This window comes from Streptomyces sp. NPDC048643, from assembly GCF_040650615.1.
Lineage (GTDB): Bacteria > Actinomycetota > Actinomycetes > Streptomycetales > Streptomycetaceae > Streptomyces.
Genome location: NZ_JBEZHO010000013.1, coordinates 86101 through 103006, shown reverse-complemented (window position 1 = coordinate 103006; position 16906 = coordinate 86101). Strand labels below are relative to the sequence as shown.

Annotated in this window: 17 protein-coding genes; 11 read left to right on the top strand and 6 right to left on the bottom strand. The window is 71.5% G+C overall.

Translation table 11 applies throughout. The annotated features are described in order from the left end of the window. The first annotated feature begins 470 nt into the window (after positions 1-470). A complete protein-coding gene (locus tag AB0C62_RS15810; protein ID WP_362973399.1) occupies positions 471-2291 on the top strand; it encodes a cellulase family glycosylhydrolase in 1821 nt (606 codons plus the stop codon). 167 nt (positions 2292-2458) lie between these two features. On the opposite strand, the gene AB0C62_RS15805 is transcribed toward AB0C62_RS15810, so the two are convergent. The 4 genes from AB0C62_RS15805 to AB0C62_RS15790 all read right to left on the bottom strand — a co-directional run bounded on the left by AB0C62_RS15805 (position 2459) and on the right by AB0C62_RS15790 (position 5822). Beyond that, entirely contained in the window at positions 2459-3076 is a 618-nt protein-coding gene (locus AB0C62_RS15805; RefSeq protein WP_362973397.1) for a class F sortase, read from the bottom strand. 55 nt (positions 3077-3131) lie between these two features. Continuing rightward, positions 3132-3791 (bottom strand): hypothetical protein, encoded by a 660-nt coding sequence (locus AB0C62_RS15800; protein ID WP_362973395.1) that lies wholly within the window; start codon positions 3789-3791, stop codon positions 3132-3134. A 644-nt stretch (positions 3792-4435) separates the two neighbouring features. Next, a complete protein-coding gene (locus AB0C62_RS15795) occupies positions 4436-5368 on the bottom strand; it encodes a Ku protein (protein WP_362973393.1) in 933 nt (310 codons plus the stop codon). A gap of 115 nt (positions 5369-5483) precedes the next feature. Further along, positions 5484-5822, bottom strand: coding sequence for a DUF6233 domain-containing protein (locus AB0C62_RS15790; protein WP_362973391.1), 339 nt, complete (start codon positions 5820-5822; stop codon positions 5484-5486). Between the two features lie 129 nt (positions 5823-5951). On the opposite strand from AB0C62_RS15790, the gene AB0C62_RS15785 reads away from it, so the two are divergent. From AB0C62_RS15785 to AB0C62_RS15760, 6 genes are all read left to right on the top strand, one after another. Continuing rightward, complete coding sequence (locus tag AB0C62_RS15785; RefSeq protein ID WP_362973565.1) at positions 5952-6920, top strand: hypothetical protein; 969 nt, start codon at positions 5952-5954, stop codon at positions 6918-6920. Positions 6921-7112: 192 nt separating this feature from the next. Continuing rightward, positions 7113-7457 carry an STAS domain-containing protein gene (locus AB0C62_RS15780; RefSeq protein ID WP_362973390.1) on the top strand — a complete coding sequence of 115 codons (345 nt, stop codon included), beginning with the start codon at positions 7113-7115 and terminating at the stop codon, positions 7455-7457. A gap of 122 nt (positions 7458-7579) precedes the next feature. Further along, on the top strand, positions 7580-8329 hold the full coding sequence (locus tag AB0C62_RS15775) for a hypothetical protein (protein WP_362973388.1): 750 nt from the start codon (positions 7580-7582) through the stop codon (positions 8327-8329). Between the two features lie 130 nt (positions 8330-8459). Beyond that, entirely contained in the window at positions 8460-8948 is a 489-nt protein-coding gene (locus AB0C62_RS15770) for an SRPBCC family protein (RefSeq protein ID WP_362973386.1), read from the top strand. Between the two features lie 9 nt (positions 8949-8957). Then, the gene (locus tag AB0C62_RS15765) at positions 8958-10586 is read left to right on the top strand and encodes an NAD(P)/FAD-dependent oxidoreductase (protein WP_362973384.1); all 1629 of its coding nucleotides are present in this window, start codon (positions 8958-8960) and stop codon (positions 10584-10586) included. 483 nt (positions 10587-11069) lie between these two features. Then, positions 11070-11396 carry a plasmid stabilization protein gene (locus tag AB0C62_RS15760; protein WP_362973382.1) on the top strand — a complete coding sequence of 109 codons (327 nt, stop codon included), beginning with the start codon at positions 11070-11072 and terminating at the stop codon, positions 11394-11396. Between the two features lie 68 nt (positions 11397-11464). Here AB0C62_RS15760 and AB0C62_RS15755 read toward each other — a convergent pair whose 3' ends face one another. Continuing rightward, entirely contained in the window at positions 11465-11767 is a 303-nt protein-coding gene (locus AB0C62_RS15755) for an ANTAR domain-containing protein (RefSeq protein WP_081224373.1), read from the bottom strand. A 244-nt stretch (positions 11768-12011) separates the two neighbouring features. Further along, the gene (locus AB0C62_RS15750; RefSeq protein ID WP_362973380.1) at positions 12012-13154 is read right to left on the bottom strand and encodes a hypothetical protein; all 1143 of its coding nucleotides are present in this window, start codon (positions 13152-13154) and stop codon (positions 12012-12014) included. A gap of 584 nt (positions 13155-13738) precedes the next feature. On the opposite strand from AB0C62_RS15750, the gene AB0C62_RS15745 reads away from it, so the two are divergent. Genes AB0C62_RS15745 through AB0C62_RS15730 form a run of 4 tightly spaced genes read left to right on the top strand, consistent with a single transcriptional unit; the run spans position 13739 to position 16891 of the window. Next, positions 13739-14740, top strand: coding sequence for an acyl-CoA dehydrogenase family protein (locus AB0C62_RS15745; RefSeq protein WP_362973378.1), 1002 nt, complete (start codon positions 13739-13741; stop codon positions 14738-14740). Further along, complete coding sequence (locus AB0C62_RS15740; protein WP_362973376.1) at positions 14737-15510, top strand: PIG-L family deacetylase; 774 nt, start codon at positions 14737-14739, stop codon at positions 15508-15510. Before AB0C62_RS15745 ends, AB0C62_RS15740 begins: the two co-directional genes overlap by 4 nt. Then, a complete protein-coding gene (locus tag AB0C62_RS15735) occupies positions 15507-16121 on the top strand; it encodes an SAM-dependent methyltransferase (RefSeq protein ID WP_362973374.1) in 615 nt (204 codons plus the stop codon). Before AB0C62_RS15740 ends, AB0C62_RS15735 begins: the two co-directional genes overlap by 4 nt. Next, the gene (locus tag AB0C62_RS15730; protein ID WP_362973372.1) at positions 16118-16891 is read left to right on the top strand and encodes a glycosyltransferase; all 774 of its coding nucleotides are present in this window, start codon (positions 16118-16120) and stop codon (positions 16889-16891) included. Before AB0C62_RS15735 ends, AB0C62_RS15730 begins: the two co-directional genes overlap by 4 nt. The last annotated feature ends 15 nt before the right edge of the window (positions 16892-16906 follow it).

Genomic DNA, 16906 nt, shown 5'->3' with positions numbered 1-16906 from the left:
AGCGCTCCCAAAGTGCGACGCTCGAACCGTGGATGTCAACACCTGTGCCGAGAGTGGGTTCCTGACGGCCCATTGAGTCTTCACTCGGGGATCGAGTTCCGGGCAGGGGATGCGCGGCGTGCACGCCAGGTGGCGGTACGCGCGGAGGCGTGGGAGGCCTTCGAGGCGCTCGGCGCGGAATGCGGAAGGTGGGCGTCCTGCCCTCGACGGCGTGAGGGCGCGGGCGTGGCCGAAACGGACGTGCCCCGTGGCCGACAACTCCGCCAACGGACGCGATCGCTGCGTGAGGTATTGACGCGGACACGCTTAGTGGCTTCCATGTGCGCAGTCCGGCTTCGATGAGCCGGCCGTCGGGAGAGGGACACTCCTGCCGGTCTGCGGGAGCCGCCATGCCGGATGCCCACCCGCCTGCCCGTCCGGAGACGCGCGCCCAAGAATGGGAGCGCTCCCACCCGGAAAGGACCCCCACCATGCGCCATCCGCCCCGCTACCGCGTCAGACGCGCCCTGGTCGCGTTCCTCACCGCGGCTCTCACCGCTCTCGTCCCGATCACGGCGGCAGGACCCGCGCAGGCGGCCGCCGCTCCCTCGTCCTCCGCGACCGTGGCAGCCGCCGGCGCCGGGTACTGGCACACCGACGGCCGCCGGATCCTCGACGCGCAGAACCAGCCGGTGCGGATGGCCGGCGTCAACTGGTTCGGGTTCGAGACGGCCAACTACGTCGCGCACGGCCTCTGGTCGCGCGACTACAAGTCGATGATCGACCAGATGAAGACCCTCGGGTACAACACCATCCGTCTGCCCTACAGCGACGACATCTTCAAGGGCACCCAACCCAACGGCATCACCTACGCCAACGGCCTGAACACCGACCTGCAGGGCCTCAACTCCCTTCAGGTGATGGACAAGATCGTCGACTACGCGGGGTCGATCGGCCTCAAGGTCGTACTCGACCGTCATCGACCCGACGCCTCGGCCCAGTCGGCGCTCTGGTACACCTCCGCGGTTCCCGAGACGACCTGGATCTCCGACCTCAAGGCACTGGCGGCGCGCTACCAGGGCAACACGGCGGTGATCGGCATCGACCTGCACAACGAGCCGCATGATCCCGCCTGTTGGGGATGCGGCGATTCGAGCGTCGACTGGCGGCTCGCCGCCGAACGGGCCGGCAACGCGGTCCTGTCCGTCAACCCCAGCCTGCTGATCTTCGTCGAGGGCGTGCAGACGGTGAACGGGCAGAGCAACTGGTGGGGCGGCAACCTCGCCGGGGTCGCCACCGCGCCGGTACGGCTGAGCGTCGCCGACCGCCTCGTCTACTCGGCCCACGACTACGCCACCAGCGTCGCGCAGCAACCGTGGTTCAGCGACCCGTCGTTCCCGGCGAACATGCCGGCCATCTGGGACAGGAACTGGGGCTACATCTTCAAGCAGAACATCGCCCCCGTCTGGCTCGGCGAGTTCGGCACCACCCTCCAGGCGACGGTGGACCAGAAGTGGCTCGCGGCTCTCGTCGACTACCTGCGCCCCACGAGCACGTACGGCGCCGACAGCTTCAACTGGACCTTCTGGTCGTGGAATCCGGACTCCGGAGACACCGGCGGCATCCTCAAGGACGACTGGCAGAGCGTGGACACGGTGAAGGACGGCTACCTCGCCGCCATCAAGGCCCCGGGTTTCACCGGAGGCGGGGGAGGGGGAGGCGGCGACACGACCGCGCCCTCGACACCGACCGGACTGGCGGTCACCGGTACCACCTCGTCGAGTGTGTCGCTGTCATGGAAGGCGTCCACCGACGACACGGGGGTGGCCGGCTACGACGTCTACCGCGGCACCGGCAGGGTCGGTCAGGTCACCGGCACCTCCTTCACCGACACGGGCCTCACCGCGGGGACCCGCTACGACTACACGGTGCGGGCCCGCGACGCGGCCGGCAACACCTCGCCGGCGTCCGCGTCGGTGGCCGCGACGACGGCCGGGACGGGAGGCGGCTCCGCGGGCTGCAAGGCCACGTACAAGGTCAGCAGCGACTGGGGCAGCGGGTTCAACGCCGACATCACGGTCACCAACACCGGCACCTCGGCGACCAAGTCGTGGCAGGTCACCTGGGACTGGCCCGGCAACCAGACGGTCTCCGGAATGTGGAACGCCTCCTACGGTCAGGTCGGCAGGACGGTGACCGCGAGCAACGCCGCCCACAACGGGGCCATCGCGGCAGGCGCCTCGACCGGCTTCGGCTTCGGTGCCGCGCCGGGCGGCGCCGGAACGCCCGTCCTGAACTGCCGCGCCGGTTAGGGGAGTTGCTTGGACCGTCCCGACCAGGCTGTTGCACGCCGCACGGCGCGGTCACTTGCGATCGCGTTGGTCCCGATCGCGTGACGTTCGCGCCGGACGTCGCGTGACATGCCGAGCGGCCGGTTCCTCGATGTGAGGTGCCGGCCGCTTCCGCACGGTGCTCGTGTTCAGGCCGCGCGCTTCTTGAGCGAGGCCAGGTGGGCGAAGACCACGACATTGGCCGCGTAGCCGTGCTTCTTGTCGAAGCGACCGCCACACGTCATGAGCCGGAGTTCCGGACGTTTCGTATTCCCGTACACCTTGTCGTTCGGGAACTTGTCCTTCGCGTACTTGCCCACCTCGTCGACGGTGAAGACGGCGGTCACGTTGTCGGCCCGGGTGACCTTCACCGTGTCCCCCCGGTGCAGTGCGTTGAGGTTGAGGAAGATGGCCGGTCCGGTCGTCGTGTCCCGGTGACCGACGATCAGGGAGGTGCCCGCCTCGCCGGGGGACGGGCCGTTGCGAAACCAGCCCACCTCCTTCGGCTTGGTCAGAGGTGGGGCGCCGAGCTGCCCCTTCTTGTCGAGGCCGAGGTCGACGACCGGGGCCTCGATGAAGATGGAGGGAATGGCGATCTTCACCGGCCGTGAGCGCACCTGGGGTGGAGGCGCGGCCTGCGCGGACGGCGGCGGCCCGCCGCCCGCGGCGTCGCTGCCACGGGCGGCGGTGACCGCGGAGTCGTCGGGCGAGCCGGAGCACGCCCAGACGATTCCGGCCACCAGCGAGAAGGTCACCGTCAGCGTCATCGACAGACGGCACGCGCGACTCGGTCCGCGTCGCCGTCGCCGTCGGCTTGGGACGTTACGCCTCGTTGCGGGCACGGCGGCGCGCGGCTCGGCGGACCATGACCAGCGCCGCGATGCCGACACCGCTGGCGGCCAGAGCGGCGGTGGTGCCGAAGTTCGAGTCGCTCTCGGAGCTCAGGTTCTCCGTACCCTCCGGGACGCCGCCGCCGCCCGCGGGCACTCCGCCGACCGGCTTGGAGTACTCCTTGGCGGGGCTGCCGCCCGGGCCGATCTCGGCCGGACCGCGGCTGTGGTGGGACTGGGCCTGGCTCTGGCAGTCGACCGAGAACCGCTTCTGCTTCGGGCCCGCCGGGGTGGTCCACACCAGCTGGTACGTGCCCTCCGGGAGCAGGTACTTCGCGCTGCGCGCCGAGCCGTTGACCAGCGGCAGCGTGCTCTGGAGCGTGTCGCCGGGGGGCGTGGTCGGGGGCTGGGCGGTGATCGTCCAGGCGACCGCGGGGAAGGACTCGAAGTTGCTGGCGGAGAGGACGAACTCACAGACCTCGACGCCGTCGCCGCCCCGTGCGTGCCACCCGATCGAGCGGACGTCGATGTCGCCGCTGTCGCCGGGAGCGGCGTACGAGGCGCCCGCTCCGGCGAGAGTGGCGACGGCCGCGACGGCCATCGCGGCACCTCCACGGATGCTGCGGGCGCGGAGGGAAGAGGTGGTGACCATGCGAGGCTCCTTCAAGCCGGAATGATTGTCGTACTTATCGACCGAGCACGTAATGAATCCCATGAATCGGCCAAAGATCCTTTGAGACACCGTCAAAAACGCGAAAAATAACTCAAACAGCCCATGACTCCGCGTAGCTGACTGCCTCTCACGTGGTCTGTCGCCCCTCGGTCGCCACGTCAGGAGCGGCGGGCCGGCCCGTGTGGTGTGGGCGGGTCGCTCTCACTCCGCAGGGTCCGGACACCCGCGGGTCGCATGACGTCGCACGGCTGTGGCTGTGGCTGCGGCTGTGGCGCCGGCCGCCCGGGAAGGCTTGAAGCCGCTCGGCGAGGCGCAGTTGGCGAAGGCCGCGGTCACCAAGACCGACGTGAAGGGCCACCGCGTCGGCAACGCTCCGGATGACGAGATTCCCGAAGTGAGCGTGCGGGCGGACCCCGCGAACTGTCAGGCCATCGAGGACATGTTCCTGTTCGGCTCCGAGCCCGACGCCGCGGCGCGGGTCTCCCGTTCGCCGACGAGTGTGGAGCAGACCGACGCGGCGGCGCTGCGGATGGGGCTGCTCGCGCGCAAGGTAGGCGAAGGCTCGACGCTCGTCGTGTCCTTCGCGATGAACGCCCTGGGTGGCCAGGCGCCCCAGGTGCCCGCTAGGCGCTCCGCGACTTCCGTGCCGACGTGGTCTTCTTCGTCGCCGTCTTCTTCGCGGCCTTCTTGGCGGGCTGCTTCTTGGCCGTCTTCTTCGCGGTCTTGGCGGCGCTCTTCTTCTTGGGCAGATCGTGGACGGTCGCGTCTTCGCCCCGCGACTCCCGGGCCTTGGCCACGGACTCCTTGAGCGCGGCCATCAGATCGACGACCTTCCCGGCGGGTTTGGCCTCCTCCGGCGCCTCGGGCGGCTCGACGCCCTCGCGCTTGGCTTTGATCACCTCGGCGACGGCGTCGTTGTATCGGTCGACGAACTCGGGCCCGTCCAGGTCCTCCCGTGTCATACGGTCGATGAGCTGTTCGGCTCCGGCGATCTCGTCCTCGGTGAGTTCCACCGACTCGGGGGCCAGGGAGGACGGGTCGCGGACCTCGTCGGGCCAGCGCATGGAGTGCAGGACGATCACGTTGTCGCGGACCCTCAGCAGCCCCAGGCGTTCACGCCCCGACCACGCGTACTTCGCGACGGCGACCTTCGAGGACCGTTCCAGGGCCTGGCGGAGCAGCTTGTACGGCTTCGCGGCGACCTGCCCGGCCGGCTGGAGGTAGTAGCCGTCGCCGATCTGGATCGGGTCGATCGAGTCGAGCGGGACGAACGCCTCGATCTCGATGGCCTTCGCCGTGGGCAGCGGCATCTCCCGCAGTTCCTCGTCGAGTACGGGGATGATCGTGTCCTTGCCCCACTGGTAGCCCTTGCCGATCTCGGACTGTGCGACCTCGCGGTCCTCGATCTCGCAGACCTTGCGCACCCGCACCCGGGACATGTCCTCCAAGTGGACCTGGTGGAACCGGATCGAGTGGTCCTCGGTCGCGCTGACCACCTGGATCGGCACGGTGACGAGGCCGAACGAGATGGCGCCGGACCAGACGGTTCGGGGCATGCTGGACCTCCGCATCAGGCCCCGAGGGTTCTCAGCCTAGGAGCAGTCCGCGCCCGGGGCACGGCGAGCCTCCGCCGCCGGCCCTAGAGACGCGGCGGCGCATGAGGCGGGCCGTTCAGTCGAGGATCCGCAGATGGGTGTCGGGTTTGCAGTGGGCGCAGGCGCGTACGCCCGAGGAGAGGAGCCGGCGCGCTTCCTCACGGGGGACGGCGCGCCGCCGTTTGCCCGCGGCGTAGCAGTCGCCCGCGTGGACCTCGATGGGCGGGCGTCCGTTGCCGATGCCCAGTTCGACGATCCAGTCCGGCTCCGCGGGCAGGTTCGCGCGGCCCCGTTCCTGTTCCGCCTCCCGTTTCTGGAGTGCGGCGATCTTGGCGTCGATGCGCTGCAGCCACATGGCGTGCCACACCCGAAGGGTGAGCAGTCGTGCCAGGTCAGGCGGCAGGTCGTCGAACATAGATCCGATTCTAGTTCGGTGGCCGCCCGGGTTCACCACCTCGCGTGTTCGAATAATAGTTCGATAGCCTGTGTGGTGGAGGTGGTTGCCGTGAGGTCGGAGGCCGAGGTGCCGAGCGAGGCGAGTGTGATGCATGTGCGCTGCCCGGACCGGTTGCCGGAGGACGGTTATCGACAGGTGCTCGAACAGATGGCGGAGCTGTCGCCGGTCGTCCAGGCGCTGCCTCCGACTGCCGCCCTGGCGGAACTCAAGGGTGCGTTGCGCTACCACGGTGTGGACGCGGTCCGGCTGGGGGAGATGCTGCGCGTACGGACCATTTCCCGACTGGGTGTCGACGTGCGCGTCGGGATCGGGCCGTCCATCACGGTCGCGGCCACCGCTTCCGGGCAGGTTTCCCGCCCGGGTGGTGTCCTCGCCGTGGCCCCGGACCGGGTCGCGGACTGGCTCGGACCGCTGCCCGTCGAAGCCCTCCACGGCATCGGACCCCGCCAGGCCCAGGCGCTGCGTGACTACGGCGTCCACAGCGTCGGCCTGCTGGCCACCGTCCCGCCTGCCACCGTGCAGCGACTTCTCGGCGGCCGGGCCGGGCGACAGGCCGCGGACCGTGCCCGGGGTGTCGACCCCCGACCCGTGGTCCCGCGGGCGCTGCCCGCCACCGCGAGCGTCCATCGCGCCTTCCCCCGGCACACCCTGGACGGCGCCGCTGTCCGCGCGGCCCTCCTCGACCTCGTCGTCACCCTCGCCGTCCAACTACGCGGCAGTGGCCAGGCCGCTCGCGGTCTGACCCTGGCGCTGCGCTTCGCCGGCGGCACCACCTGGGAGAAGACCCGTCGGCTTCCGGAGGCCTCCGCCCACGACGACGACCTCCGCACGACGGCGTACCGGCTCATGGACGCGGCGGGACTCCAGCGGGGTCGACTCACCGCGATGACGCTGAAGGCCGATGACCTCGTCGCCGCGGACCAGGTCGCCGAGCAGATCAGCTTCGACGCGGTCCGCGAGACGCGCCTCGTGGCCGAGGAGGTCAGCGACCGCATCCGAGCCAAGTTCGGACCCGACGCGATCCGCCCGGCCACGACTCTCCTGCGCGTCTCCTGAGCGGGTAGGGCGCGCGGGCGAAGCCGGACCCGTACCGGCTCCCCACCCGTACCGGCTCCGCCACCCGCGCCGACGGGTGAAAGCCCCCCGGAGGCGCCCTCGACGCTCCGGCCCTTGCCGCCCGCCGCAGAAGCGGCAGACGGGGAGAAAAGACGTGGGCATCGACTGTCACCATGTGGGCACTCGGCGCACATGGGCCAGGAAGACGACGTCGACTCGCGGATGGACCTGTCCATCGGCGGGACGAGCGGCAGGGCGATCGTGCGGGTGGCGGGTGAGGTCGACTACCTGACCTCGCCCCGCCTCGCGGACGGGCTGGAGACCGTGCTGGCGGGCGGCGCCGGGTGGGTGGAGGTCGAGTTCACCGAGGTGTCGTTCTGCGACTGCGCCGCACTGGGCGTCCTCATACAGGCGCGGCAGAAGGCGCAGGCGGCCGGCGCGCGCCTCCGCCTGCGCGGATCCTTCCAGCCGAGCGTCAGTCGCCTGCTGGCGGTGATGGAACTGACGTCGGTGCTCACGGCGCCGAACAGTCATTGACGACGACCTCGGCCGACCGGTGGCGAGTGGGCCGGGTGCCGAGTCGACGGTCGGGGCGGGGCGCGGCCGCAAGGGCCGTACGGGGATGGAGGGCGCGATCGCGCCCCGAGGGAGGGAGAGCGATGGGCGGGAGCAAGGTTTCGGCGATGGTGGCGGTCGTCGGGAGCTCGGTGCTGATGCTGACCGGTTGCGGGGGCGACTCCGGGGCCGAGGACCAGCCCTTCGCAGGCAAGAGCGCCGACCAGGTAGCCGCCGAGGCGGTGAAGGCGACCGGGCACGCCACCTCGATGCATGTGAGCGGCACGGTGCGGCAGAGCGCGGGGGACGCGCTGGATGTGGATCTGTCGGTGGACCGGGACAAGAACTGCGAGGGCACGGTCAAGACGGCCGGCACGACGGTCGAGGTGCGTCACGTCGACACCACGCTCTATCTGCGGGGCGACGAGGGGTACTGGAAGAGCGCCCTCAAGGGTCAGCCCCGGAGCGACACGCTCGTTCCGAAGCTGAAGGGCAAGTGGGTGAAGGTGCCGTCCGACGACTCCGCGACCGAGGGTCTGTGCGACAAACAGGGGCTCGTGGCCTCGATGGACGAGGACAAGTCCGAGCGCAAGGGGCTGAAGAAGTCGTCCACGACCACGGTGGACGGCACGAAGGCCATCCGGCTGACCAAGCGGGCGACGGGCGGCGAGACGCTGACGCTGTACGTGGCGACGGAGGGAAAGCCGTACATCCTGCGCACCACCACCAGGGGCGGGAAGAGCCCCAACACCGCCACCTTCAGCGACTACGGCAAGGCCGTGGACCCGCAGAAGCCGGCCGCCGGCGAGACCGTCGACCTCAAGGAGATCGCCTCCTCCGGGCAGGCCGGCTGACGGATGCGCACCAGATGGCGGCGGCAGCCGACGGAACGTCTCGGCGTGCCGCGCATGGTGTGGTCTCAGAGGGGCACTCGCCCGATATGTGCTACTCGTCACCATGTCGTCGCTATGTGGGGAGTCCGTCGTGGCCATTCGGCACCAGGTGATCGAGCGGTCTCCCGAGGCCGTCTGGGCGGTCCTGGAGGACCCCCGGCTCTATGCCGAGTGGGTCGTCGGAACCTCGGAGTCGAGACCGGTGGACGGCCGATGGCCGGAGGTCGGTGCTCGTCTGGCGTACGTCGTCGGGCGTGGCCGCCTCGCCTACGAGGGGCGGACGGTCGTGCGCCGGGTGGAGCGGCTTCGATGGCTGGAGCTCGAGGCCGACAGCGGCCGTCTCGGCACCGCCCGTATCGCGATCGAGGTACGCACCTGGGGTCCGCACTCGCTGGTCCTGGTGGATGAGCATCCCTTGCGCGGCCTGGGCGGTGCCCTGCACACCGCTCCGCTGGAGGTCGTCATCCAACTGCGTCACCGCAAGATGCTCGCCCGCCTCGCGAAGGTCGTGGAGCGCCGGTCCGCTCCCGCGGCTTCCCCCGATGTGCCCGCGCCCGAGGGCCTTGCCCGCCGGGCATGAGGAGTTGTCATGTTGGACGCCGTGGTGGTCGGAGCCGGACCCAACGGCCTGGTGGCGGCCAACCTCCTGGCCGACGCGGGATGGAGCGTCGAGGTACTCGAGGCGCAGAGCCGGCCCGGCGGTGCCGTCCGCAGCGACCGCGGGGTGCATCCCGACTACGTGAGTGACGTGTTCAGCGCCTTCTACCCCCTGGCCGCCGCCTCCCCGGTCATCCAACGCATGGACCTTCACGCGGAGGGACTGCGCTGGGCCCACGCCCCGTCCGCGCTCGCGCATCCTCTCCCCGACGGACGCTGCGCCGTTCTCGAACGCTCGACCGAGGCGACGGCGAAGGGGCTGGACGCCTTCGCCGAGGGGGACGGCGCCGCGTGGACGCGCATGTGCGGCACGTGGGACCGGATCAGCACGCAGCTTCTGGACGCCCTCTTCACCCCGTTTCCCCCGCTCAAGGCGGGGGCCGGCCTGGCGAGGCGGTTGCGTGGCCCGGCCGGCCTTCCTCTGGTCCGGTCGCTCGTGCTGCCCGCCCGCCGGCTCGGCGAGGAGGAGTTCCGCGGCGAGGCGGGACGTCTGTTGCTGGCCGGGAACGCGCTGCACGCGGACCTGGCACCGGAGGCGGCCGGCAGCGGCGGCTTCGGTTGGCTGCTGTGCATGCTCGGACAGCAGTACGGCTTCCCGGTCCCCGTCGGCGGAGCGGGAAGCCTGTCGGCCGCCCTCGTGCGCCGACTCGAACGGCGCGGCGGCACCGTACGCTGCGGCCAACCGGTACGTGAGGTCGTCGTGCGCGACGGCCGGGCCGTGGGAGTGCGCACCCAGAGCGGTGAGGCGATCCCGGTCCGGCGCGGAGTGCTGGCGGACGTCTCGGCACCCGACCTGTACGGCGGTCTGGTCGACGAGCGGCATCTGCCGCGCCGCCTTCTCGACAGCATGCGGCGCTTCCAGTGGGACTTCTCCACGTTCAAGATCGACTGGGCGCTGAGCGGGCCGATTCCTTGGACCGCCGGCGCCGCGGCCGGTGCCGGCACCGTGCATCTGTCCGACGGGGTCGACGAGATGACGCGGTTCGCGGCCCAACTCGCCCAAGGACAGGTGCCCGACCGCCCCTTCACCCTGCTCGGACAGATGACGACGGCAGACGTCTCGCGCTCCCCGCTGGGGACCGAAAGCGCGTGGGCGTACACGCATGTCCCGCAGACCGTCACGGGTGACGCGGGCGCCGACGACATCACCGGAGCCTGGGACGAGCGGGAACAGGAGGCGATGGCCGACCGGGTGGAACGCCATGTGGAGCGCTACGCGCCGGGATTCCGTTCCCTCGTGCGCGCCCGCAGAATCCTGGCGCCTCCCACCCTTCAGGCCATGGACGCCAACCTGCACGGCGGTGCGATCAACGGAGGCACGGCCAACCTCCACCAACAGCTCGTGTTCCGGCCGGTGCCGGGCACCGGCCGCCCCGAGACACCGGTGCGAGGGCTCTACCTCGCTTCGGCGTCGGCGCACCCGGGCGGGGGAGTCCACGGAGCCTGCGGAGCGAACGCGGCCCGCGCCGCGCTCCGCAGCACCGCCGCCACGACGCACGTACTGACCTCCGCGCAACGGCTGCTCTCCGGCCGACTCCGCATCGAACGACCCCAGGGCTGACGTACTCACCGAGTCCGCGCCGGTCGGGTCCCGACGCGAGTGGCCGCCGGTCCTCATGGAGGAAGTCGATCAGCGCGGCGGCGGGTGCTTCGGGTGCCTGTCCGGCGACGTGATGTCCCGCTGCGCGAAGAAGAACCAGTGCCGTCATTGCGTGGCGATCTCGGCGGTGATCCTGGACAGATGCCTCCTGGGGTTCGGCTCGTGCACGCGGCGTGCCGTCGACCGGGCCCGGAGTTCCCCGTACGTACACACCGACACCGGTCGTGGGTCCCCCCTTCGTGATCGTTCATGCCCAGGCCGGAGAGCGCGTCGTCCCGGTGTCGCACCATGCGGCCGGGCCGGAGCCCTTGGGTCGCGCGCCGAGGGGACTTGGGTTGGAGTGGAGGCGGCGGTTCCCGCGCGTGCATCCCATCCGGACGGGAACCCCTCGTACCACCGGGCCGTTCGGCCCGACCGGCCTTCGGAAGGGTAAGGAGAGACGTCATGCCCGCAGGTTCCAGTCCCAAGCGTGAGCGCCAGTACGAGCACGTCAAGGAGAGCGCGGAGAAGCGAGGCGAGTCCGCCGGCCGCGCGAAGGAGATCGCCGCTCGGACGGTCAACAAGGAGCGGGCCAGGGCCGGCGAGTCCAAGACGGCGAGCAGGACGTCCACACGCGACAAGAAGTCCGCGTCGCAGCGTGGCGGCGAACGCTCGCACAGCGGCGCGCAGGGGCCCACGAGGGACCAGCTCTACGAAGAGGCGAAGAAGAAGGGCGTCGAGGGGCGCTCCTCGATGAACAAGCAGCAGCTGCGCCGGGCGCTGGGGCGCTGATCGCGCTCCCTCGGGCCCGCAGGGCGGTGCGGGCTCCGGGGGCGAAGCGTGCGCGCTCGTCGACCAGCTCAGACGCCGACCTGCGGTGACTTGGTGTGTCCCGCGAGCTGCCGGTCGAGTTCCGTACGGAGGTCGGCGCACAGCCGTCCGGTACGGGTCCACTCGATGAGCAGCTGGGCGACGTGACGCAGCTTGATCCCCGTGTGCCGGGCGAGCTCCTGGAGAATGTGCTCCGCCTGTTCCGGAGCCAGCTGCCCGAGAGCCACGACGACCGCGATCGCATGGTCCACCACGGCGCCGGAGCGCATCGTCTCGTGAAGGTGAGTGTTGTCGCTCCGCAGATTCCCCAGCTCTGTCACGCGGTCGTCCACGCGGTCCTCCAAGAACCCGGAGTGGCTTGCCTCGACTTGACGAGGGGACGCGGCGTTCGTCACCGCGTTCGCAGGGCGTCTCCGCCCGGCGACCTGCTCGTCTCGACATGTTTGCCCCGAATTCGTCGGAACATCACCTGCTGGAAGTCCGCGGCGTTCCGGAGTGTCGCGTCCCGCCCGTGGCGCCACGGGCGGCGACGCCACCACCGCGATGTCGGAGGGACCAGGGGGGCGGGAGGTGTTCTCAGCCGCGCACCTTGGGCGTACCGGACGCGCCGCTGAGCAGGCGCAGCAGTTGCTGTCCCGAGGCGCTCAGCGCGCCGACCGTCACCACCGTCTCCGGGTCCTCGTCGGCCAGCCCGGACTTGAGGCACACCAGCGCCTGCTCTGCGCGGTCCTGTGCGGCGTCCCGCCGGGCGAGGTCCGCCTCGTCGCTGTGCAGCCCCCACCGGGTGCGGTCCCACTCGCAGACGTCGGCGACAGCGCTGAGGAGCTGGGCCAGCAGCGTCAGCCGGGCGGTCGGTGGCTGGGCGAGCCCCCGCTCCTCGCCCGCGGCAGCGGCGAGGTTGTCCACGATGGCGGAGGTGCGGTCCAGGAACCGTTCCCAGTAGGCGTCGTGGTCGATCGACGGAGGTTCGCGGAAGCCGCGGCGCAGGCGTTGGCCCGGGTTGAACCGGTAGCTCTCCCTGTTCCAGATCCGTGCGTTGCGCAGTCCCTCCAGCGATGCGGAGATCTGGGCCACCCGGCCTCGCCACCGGGCCGTGTCCTCCTCGGAGTACCCGGCCGCCAGATCGGCCGCCATCATCCGGAGCAGGGACGAGTTCTCCCGGGCCATGGCGGACAGCGCCTCCTCCACACCGCGCAGATGCACCGGTGGGAGGAGCAGCGCGTTGACGGAGATGCCGATGACGGCACCCACCGCCGTCTCCGCGAGGCGATGCGCCATGTCCTCCCCGGAGAGCGTCCCGTACGCGAGGGCGAAGATCACCGTGGTGGGGGCGTAGACGCCCTGGTCGCCGAAGCGGTTGTGGATGCCGAGCAGCGCGGCCGGTGGCAGAGCGAGGGCCATGGCCGCCATGACGTTGCCGGTGATCATCGCGGCACCGGTCGCCAGGAAGGTGCCCGCCGTGATGAGCGCCAGCTGCTGCACGCCGGTGCGCACCGAGCGGTAGACCGTGCCCTGGACCAGCGCCACGGCTGTCCAGGGCGCCATCAGAGCCATCGGCGCGTCCCACCACGCGCCGACCACCGCCCACGCGGCGACGGCCGCCCCCGCCGCCTTGAGTGCCTGCACGCAGGCATCACGCTCCCGGCCCGCCGAGGTGAACGCGCGGCGCAGGGAGGCGGCGGTCGCCGCCGCCTCCCAGCCGAATCTGCGCATCCGCATGGGTGATCTCCTGACACAGTCATCGGACCGGACCCGTCGCCCGTCGTCGGGCGGGCGTGGCCCGGCCGCCGTCGGCTGACGGCGAAGGGGTGAGGAAGCCCGTCGGCTCGGGGCGTTCGTGTGGCGTCCCCGACGAGGGCCGACGTCAGGGGGCACGTTCTTCGCGCCTCACCCGCCGGGCCGACCCGCCCCCGAGCCGCTCGGGTACGGCAATGCAGGTGCCACCATTCCGCCGAGGTATGCCGACCGTTCGCCGTGGCACAGGGGGTGAGGTCCGCGAAGTGGCGGCTGTCCGTGAGCTGCCGGATGCTGGCTGTACACGGTGTCTGCCGCGCTCGGAGCAACGAGATCGACTGCCGCCCCGGCCGGACAGCCACCACGAAGGGCCTGGGAACGCACCCCGACCGCCTGAGCGGCGCCGCGCGCGGCGGGATGCGGGCCGGTCGCGGGGCAGCGGGCCCGGGCCGCCGGCTCCGAGCGGTGCCCGGCCGTCCGCCGGACCAGGCGTGTTGCGTGTTTTGAGCACGGGCCTGCGGATACTCAACGCCTCCCGACACCCTCGACGATGTACGCAGGAGGTCCGCGTGACTGTCACGCCTCCCCAGATTCCCGATCGCCTCCGCACACCGGAACAGCGCACGGCGAACCTGTTCGCCGACTTCGTCGAGCGCGAGGCCCAGGGCGTGCCCCTGCCAGGCCGGTCGACGGCTCGCCGTTTCGCCGTACTGATGGCGTTGGGCCGTCGTGACCTCTCACTCGCCCGGCTCGCCGAGGGCCACCTGGACGCCGCCGCGATCCTGCACGAACTCGGCCACCCCCTGCCCGCCGCGGGCGAGAGATGGGGCGTCTGGGCCGCGCGCCCGCCCGGCCCCGGCGCCCACGCGACCCGCACCGAACGGGGGTGGACGCTGAGCGGCGTCAAGCCCTACTGCTCCGGTGCCCACGCCTGCACCCACGCCCTGGTCACGGCGGACGCCGAGGACGGCTACCGCCTGTTCGCCGTCGCCCTGGACCACCCCGGCGTGCAGCCGGTCGAAGGGACCTGGCCGGCGATCGGCATGGCCGGCAGCGACAGCCTGGAGATGTCCTTCACCGCCACACCCGCGCGAGCCGTCGGCGCGGTGGAGGGCTATCTCGAGCGGCCGGGATTCCAGCACGGAGGCATCGGCGTGGCGGCCTGCTGGCTGGGCGGTGCCCACGCCGTCGCCGCTCCCCTGTACGAGCGAGGCGCGGCGGGCCGGCTCAACGCGCACGCGGCCGCCCATCTCGGAGCCGTCGACGTCCTGCTGCACACGGCCGACACGATGCTGCGCCATGCCGGCGAGGACATCGACGACGACCCCCTGGACGTCCGGAACGAGGCCCGGGTGCGCAGCATGCGCGTACGGGCGCTCGCCGAGAAGGTGTGCACCGAGGTGCTGGACCACGTGGGACGCGCCACGGGTGCCGGCCCGTTGTGCCACGACGAACGGCACGCCCGCGCGGTGGCGGATCTGACGGTCTACGTGCGTCAGCACCACGCCGAGGCGAACCTGGCCGAACTCGGCCGTCTGGTCACGACGGACGCGGCGGAGGCGACGCGATGAGTTCGCTGGAGACCATGGGCGCCGCGAGACGGGCCGCCGCCGCGGCCATCGACGCCCAGGGCACCGACGAGGCGGAGTGGGTGGCGGCACAGCTGCCGGACCACCTGCCCCACCTGGTGCTCCCGGAAGGTCCTGTCGTCGTCGTGGCCGCCCATCCGGACGACGAGGTGCTGGGGTTCGGCGGTGCGATGGCCGCTCTCCTCGATGCCGGTGCGGCGGTCCACACCGTGTGCCTGACCGACGGGGAAGCATCGCACGGCACCCTGTCGGCCTCGGGCCGGGAGCGGTTGGCCGCCCGTCGGCGCGGCGAGCTGGCCGCGGCTCTGGGCGAGCTCGGTGAGCTGCCCGCCCCCGTGCACGCCGGCCTGACGGACACGGGCCTCGACGAGCAGGAGTCCTGGGCGCGGGCCGTGATCGGCGAGGTGCTCGACGCCGTGGGGGCCGCCGTGTGCGTGGCGCCCTGGGTCGGTGACCTGCACAGCGACCACGAGGCCGCCGGCAGGGGCGCCCGGGCTGCCGGCCGCGACCGATCCACCCCGGTGTGGTTCTACCCCGTGTGGATGTGGCACTGGGCCCGTCCGTACGACCCCCGCGTGCCGTGGGAGCGAGCCTCCGTTCTCCCCCTGACGGAAGCGGCGAGCGACCGCAAGAAGGCGGCCCTGGCACGGTTCACCAGCCAGCTCGAAGGCCGTGGCTCCGGCGTCGGGCCGGTGTTGCCGGCACGGGAGATCGCCCACCACACCCGCACCTTCGAGACGGTGATCCGGTGAACACCCCGGCGAGCTACTTCGACGACCAGTACGCCGGTGCCACCGACCCGTGGCATCTCGGCGAGCGGTGGTACGACCGCCGCAAGTACGAACTCACCGTGGCCGCCCTGGCGCGCCCCCGCTACCGGCGCGCCTTCGAGCCGGGCTGCTCGGTGGGGGTTCTGACCGAACTCCTGGCCACCCGGTGCGAGGAGTTGCTCTCCACCGACCGCGTCGCCTCGGCCGTCGAGGCCGGCGCCCGACGCACCGCCGGCCTGGACCACGTCACCGTGCGGCACATGACGGTGCCCGACCAGTGGCCCGAGGGCTCGTTCGACCTGATCGTGCTGTCGGAACTCCTCTACTACTTCGACAGCGACACGCGGACGCGGCTGCTCCGGCGGAGTGCGGAGAGCCTCGGCGAGGGCGGCCATCTGGTCACCGTGCACTGGAACCACCCGGTTGCCGAACACACCTGCACGGGCCGTGACATCGCCGACCGCCTCGGCTCCCTGACGGGTCTGAGTCCCCTCGCTCGCTACGACGACCCCGACTTCACCCTGACCGTCCACGAACACCGGCCCGGTCCCGGCCCGGTGGTCTCACCGGCTCGCGCGGAAGGACTCGCGTGACGCCCGCCGCCATCGCCGTCGTGGTCCCGGCACACGACGAGGAACGGCGCATCCAGGCCTGTCTGCGCAGTGTGCGGGCGGCCGCCGCCTTCGTGGCACCGGTGCCCGTCGTGATCGTGGTGGCGGCGGACGCCTGCACGGATGCCACGGCGACTCTCGCCGCCCGAGGGGGAGCGAGCGTCGTCCCCACCTGGAGCCGCAACGTCGGGGCCGCGCGGGCGGCCGGCGTCGACCACGCCCTCACATCGCTGGCGGATGCCGGCCCGGACGTGTGGCTGGCCATGACGGACGCCGACAGCACCGTGCCGACAGCCTGGCTCGCCCACCAGCTCGCCTGGGCGCGCCGGGGATACGACGCCGTCCTGGGCACCATCCGCCTCGCCTCCACCACGGTCGGGTCCCTTCATGTGGCCCGCCACGACGCCGACTACTTCCGTACCCGCCATTTCGCAGGGACGACGTCGAGGTGGGAGCACCCGCACGTCCACGGGGCGAACCTGGGTGTGTCCGCCGCCGCGTACCTGCGGGTGGGCGGCTTCGCCCCGCTGCGCACCGGCGAGGACCACGACCTGGCCGTCCGGCTCTCCGCGACAGGCCACCGCGTCGCCCGCACCGACCGGCACCCGGTGCACACCGCGGCCCGACTGCGAGGGCGCGCTCCGGGCGGCCTGGCGGACCTCTTGACGGCCCTGCGCGACCCGGCAGCGGGTGGGGGAAATCCTCCCCGGCACCGCGGCACCGCCCGACTCGACTCCGCGAGAACACCCTGACGCCGGTCGGCACGA